Source organism: Nakamurella sp. (assembly GCF_048594475.1).
Classification (GTDB): Bacteria; Actinomycetota; Actinomycetes; order Mycobacteriales; family Nakamurellaceae; genus Nakamurella.
The window spans coordinates 1-4,160 of record NZ_JBMDXT010000005.1 but is presented as its reverse complement, the minus strand read 5'-3'; the positions used below and the strand labels follow the sequence as shown (position 1 = coordinate 4,160).

The following is a 4,160-nucleotide window of genomic DNA, read 5'->3' as shown; positions in this document are numbered from 1 at the left end:
CAGACGACCACGTGGGCGTCGGTCGCCGGCTCGCGCGCCCGGATCAGCATGTCGGTGGCCTCGAACGACTGGCAGGCACCGTCTCCCGGGTCGATGCCCAGGTCGGCGAACAGGCAGTCCTCGGCGGAGACGGCCGGCAGCATGCGGGCCGGAATGCCCTCCGCCCGAGCGGTGTCGATCGCCCAGTGGGACGGGCTGGTGAACACCCCGGGGTGGCCGTAGAACACCCCGACGACCAGCCGGCCGGCCCGGGCATGGGCCACCAGGCGCTCGCTCATGGCCCGATAGGCCTCCGGCCGCGGCGCCCCGGGGTGGTGCAGCCGGGTGAGATCCTCGGCCTGCCGGGCGTGCTCGTGGATCCACCGTTCGGTGAGCGGGTCGGCCAGCACGTAGCACACGACGTCGGCCGCCTCGATCCACGCGACCGCCTCCAGGGTCAGTTGGCTGATCCCCGAGATACCGGTCCCGACGACGACCAGGCGGCCGGGGGGCTCGTTGTCGATGGGTGATCTCCCTCCACTGCGGCCGGCATCTTCACTCTATGTGATGACTTGGTTGCACTGTGCAAGAGCAGTCTGGATGATGCGGCATGGATCCGCCCGGGATCCGCCCCGAGCGGCCGAGGGATCGTTCGGTGACCCGCAGAGGGAGCAGTCATGGTCGACACCGACCGCATCATCTCGCTCATCCGCACGATCGCAGCCGACCCGGCCCTGATGGATCGGTTGACCGCCACGCCGCCGGAGGAGCGCGGCACCGTCCTCGCCGACATCGGCTACGGCGATGTCTCCCCGGCCGATCTCGTGGGGAGCGAGACCCTCTTCGCACCACGGTCGGTCGAGGAGATCGACGATGACCAGCTGGCCAGCGTCGCCGGCGGCGGGGGCGACACCTGGCCGACCTTCCCGACCGGGGTGTCGGCGGTGTGCTGCGCCGCGGCGGCCACCTGACCCGGGACGGTCGGTGCCCGCTGACGACCTCGCCGCCGCGAGCCGGCTCGGACCCATCCGCCGGGCGCGAGCATGAATCGGCTGACGGCCGATGACGTCGGCAGCGCGACCAGGGTGACGAGCGAACTATCCGTCATCAGCTAACTCACTCATTGTGATGAAGCCGTTGCACAGAGCAATATCGAGCTGCATGCTTCTGCTGCCGGACCTCGTGGTCCGCCCTGATCGCGCCGACATCGGACCGTTCAGACCACCGTCCCGAAGGGAACCCCATGGCAGACTCCGAGCGCGTCATCACCCTGGTGCGCACGATCGCGGCGGATCCGTCGCTGCGCGAGCGGTTGACCGCGGCCAACGATTCGGAGCGTGCGTCCATCCTGTCCGAACTCGGCTTCGGCGACGTCACGCCCGCCGACGTGGCCAGCAGCGCGCATCTTTTCGTGCCGCAGGCCGTCGAGGAGATCGACGACGAGCAGCTGGCCAGCGTCGCCGGCGGCGGGGGCGACACCATCACCACCACGACGACCACCACGACGGTCACCGCCGCGGCCTCGGCCGCGATCGCGACCTGACGACCCCGGCGGTGCGGGGCCGGGCCCGGCCGGGGAGCCCGGCCCCGGCGCGGTTTCCGGGGGCCGATCGCGGCGTCCCGGGTGGGGCCGGCCGGAAGTCGAGGCCAGGACGGACGAGCGGGGGCGGCTGATGGGCACCGAGATCCATATCAACGGCGTGGCGTACACGGCGGACAAGGGCTTCTACGCCGGCACCCAGCGCACCACGCCGCCCGACCGCACGCTGGACCGGATCCGGTCGGTGGCCCCGATCGTCGGCCTCACCCGGCTCGCGGACATCACCGGCCTGGACCGGATCGGCATCCCCACGGTGGTCGGCTACCGGCCGACGGCGCCGTCGCTGACCGTCTCGGGGGGCAAGGGTTTCACCACCCTGGCGGCCATGGTGTCGGCCGGGATGGAAGCGGTCGAGATCTGGCACGCGGAGAACCTGCAGCTGGAGGTGCTCCACGAATCGCACGCAGTGCTCGACGACATGGGCCTGACGATGGCCGAGCACCACCTGCCGCTGACCAGTCACTCGCTGTTCGACCCCCGGCGCCCGGAACCCTGGGTGATGGGCTGGGACCTGATGACGCAGCGGGCGGTCGCGGTTCCGGAGGCGGTCGTCAGCATGGGCAACACCGCCCGCGTCCCGACCCGCCGGTGGATGCCGTTCGCGGCGGGCTCGAACGGGCTGGCCGGCGGCAATCACCTGCTCGAGGCGTTGGCCGCCGCGCTGTACGAGGTCGTCGAACGGGACGCGGTCGCCTGCTCGCGCGCCGCTCCGGCCGGAATGACCAGGCGGGTCGACCTGGACACGGTGACCGATCCGCTCGTCCGGTCGCTCATCGAGCGCTTCGACGCCGCCGATGTCTCGGCCTACCTGTTCGACATCACCGTCGACACCCAGGTTCCCGCCTACACCGCGGTGGTCGCCGATCGTCGGGACCCGGCGATGGGCCTGTACCGGGGGTACGGCGCGCATCTCGACCCGTCGATCGCGATGATCCGGGCGCTGACCGAGGCCGCCCAGGCCCGGCTGCTGCTGATCGCCGGGTCGCGGGACGACTACTTCACCCGCGACCAGCGGATGAACCGCTTCATGGGGGACGGCCGCCGCGACGCGTTCGACGCCATCCCGCCGACGGTCCGCGCCGACCGCCACGAGTCCGGTGCCACCAGCTCCTTCGGGCAGGACGTCACCGTCGTGCTCGACCGGCTGCGCACCGCCGGGCTCCACTCCGCGATCGTCGTCGACCTGACCCACCCCGACCTGCAGGTACCGGTCGTCCGCGTGGTGGTGCCCGGGCTCGAGGGCTACATGTTCGACTTCTACCGGCCCGGCCCCCGCGCCGTCGCCCACGCCCGGCAGACGGTGGCGGTGCGGTGACGTCCGTCCTGGATCGTGACGCCACCGGCAAGGGGCTTCGCGCCGACGCGCAGCGGACCATCACCCCGGAGCAGACGCTCGACCGGGTCCGCGGCCGCTTCCGCGCCATCGGGCTGACCCGGCTGGCCACCATCACCGGCCTGGACTGCCTGGGCATCCCGGTGGTGCTGTCGGTCCGGCCGCAGGCCGGTTACCTCTCGGTCGACGGCGGGAAGGGCTTCACCCTGCCCGCGGCCATGGCGTCGGCGGCCATGGAGTGCTTCGAACGGCACGCCGGCGAGCACACGCCGCTGGCCCGGTTCACGGCGAGCTACGCCGATCTCGACGAGCCGGCCCGGATCCCGCGCACGCAGCTGCCGCTCAGCCGCCACTCGCTGTTCTCCCCGGAGCGGCCCGAGCAGTGGGTGATGGCCGACGATCTCTTCGGCGGGCCGGCGATCGCCGTCCCGACCGTCATGGTGGCGCTGGAGCGGTTCCGGCACCGGCGCTCGTCGCTGCTGCCGTTCTCGTTCAGCTCCAACGGCCTCAACTCGGGAAACACCAAGGCGGAGGCGCTGATCGGGGCCCTGTACGAGGTGATCGAGCGCGACGCCTCGACCTGCAGCAAGGTGGCCTGGGAGGCCGGTGCCCGGCGCCGGCGGGTCGACCTGAGCACCGCGTCCAGCCCGGACATCGCCGCCCTGGTCGGCGCCGCCCGGGCGGTCGGCGTCGAGGTGGTGGTCATCGATTGCACGGTGGACACCGCGGTCCCGACGTTCGTCGCGTACCTGTGCGACGTCGGCAACCCGACGATCGGCCTCTACCACGGGTACGGCACCCACCTGGACCCGCAGGTCGCCGTCATCCGCGCCATCTGCGAGGCCGCCCAGGGCCGGCTGGTCTACATCGCCGGGTCGCGCGACGACACCTTCGGGCATCACCGCCGCTTCCGGGCGACCTTCGACGAGGCCAATGCCGAACTGCTGGCCGTCCCGGAAACCGTTGACCTGCGCCGGTTCCCCGACACCTCGTCGGACACGTTCGAGGCCGACGGCCGGACCCTGCTGGCCCGGTTGCGGGCCATCGGGATCCACCGGGTGCTGGCCGTGGACATGACCCATCCGGACATCGGGGTCGACGTGTTCCGGGTCGTCGTCCCCGGCCTGGAGGGCTACATGCTGCCCGACTTCACCCCCGGACCGCGGGCCCACGCCAGGGCCCGCGCCGCCGTCGACCAAGAGGGCACCGTCCCCAGACGATCCTCCTAAACCACCGACCGACGAAGCC

General features: G+C 71.9%; 5 protein-coding genes. 4 read left to right on the top strand and 1 reads right to left on the bottom strand.

All coding sequences use genetic code 11. The features are described from left to right. A partial coding sequence (locus tag ACOJUF_RS00215; protein ID WP_420119848.1) for an SAM-dependent methyltransferase occupies positions 1-434 on the bottom strand: 434 nt, incomplete at its 3' end. A 222-nt stretch (positions 435-656) separates the two neighbouring features. Between ACOJUF_RS00215 and ACOJUF_RS00210 the strand changes: the two genes are divergently transcribed. The 4 genes from ACOJUF_RS00210 to ACOJUF_RS00195 all read left to right on the top strand — a co-directional run bounded on the left by ACOJUF_RS00210 (position 657) and on the right by ACOJUF_RS00195 (position 4,141). After that, positions 657-950: a hypothetical protein gene (locus tag ACOJUF_RS00210; protein ID WP_420119847.1), complete on the top strand. Its 294-nt coding sequence runs from the start codon at positions 657-659 to the stop codon at positions 948-950. A 272-nt stretch (positions 951-1,222) separates the two neighbouring features. Then, positions 1,223-1,522 (top strand): hypothetical protein, encoded by a 300-nt coding sequence (locus ACOJUF_RS00205; RefSeq protein ID WP_420119846.1) that lies wholly within the window; start codon positions 1,223-1,225, stop codon positions 1,520-1,522. 130 nt (positions 1,523-1,652) lie between these two features. Next, positions 1,653-2,894, top strand: coding sequence for a YcaO-like family protein (locus tag ACOJUF_RS00200; RefSeq protein ID WP_420119845.1), 1,242 nt, complete (start codon positions 1,653-1,655; stop codon positions 2,892-2,894). Then, positions 2,891-4,141, top strand: coding sequence for a YcaO-like family protein (locus tag ACOJUF_RS00195; RefSeq protein WP_420119844.1), 1,251 nt, complete (start codon positions 2,891-2,893; stop codon positions 4,139-4,141). The genes ACOJUF_RS00200 and ACOJUF_RS00195 overlap by 4 nt, the downstream gene beginning before the upstream one ends. Positions 4,142-4,160: the final 19 nt, after the last annotated feature.

What these genes read in the sequence shown, in the direction of transcription:
- ACOJUF_RS00200 (WP_420119845.1), top strand. Translation starts at nt 1,653, where the DNA reads ATGGGCACCGAGATCCATATCAACGGCGTGGCGTACACGGCGGACAAG.
- ACOJUF_RS00210 (WP_420119847.1), top strand. Translation starts at nt 657, where the DNA reads ATGGTCGACACCGACCGCATCATCTCGCTCATCCGCACGATCGCAGCC.
- ACOJUF_RS00205 (WP_420119846.1), top strand. Translation starts at nt 1,223, where the DNA reads ATGGCAGACTCCGAGCGCGTCATCACCCTGGTGCGCACGATCGCGGCG.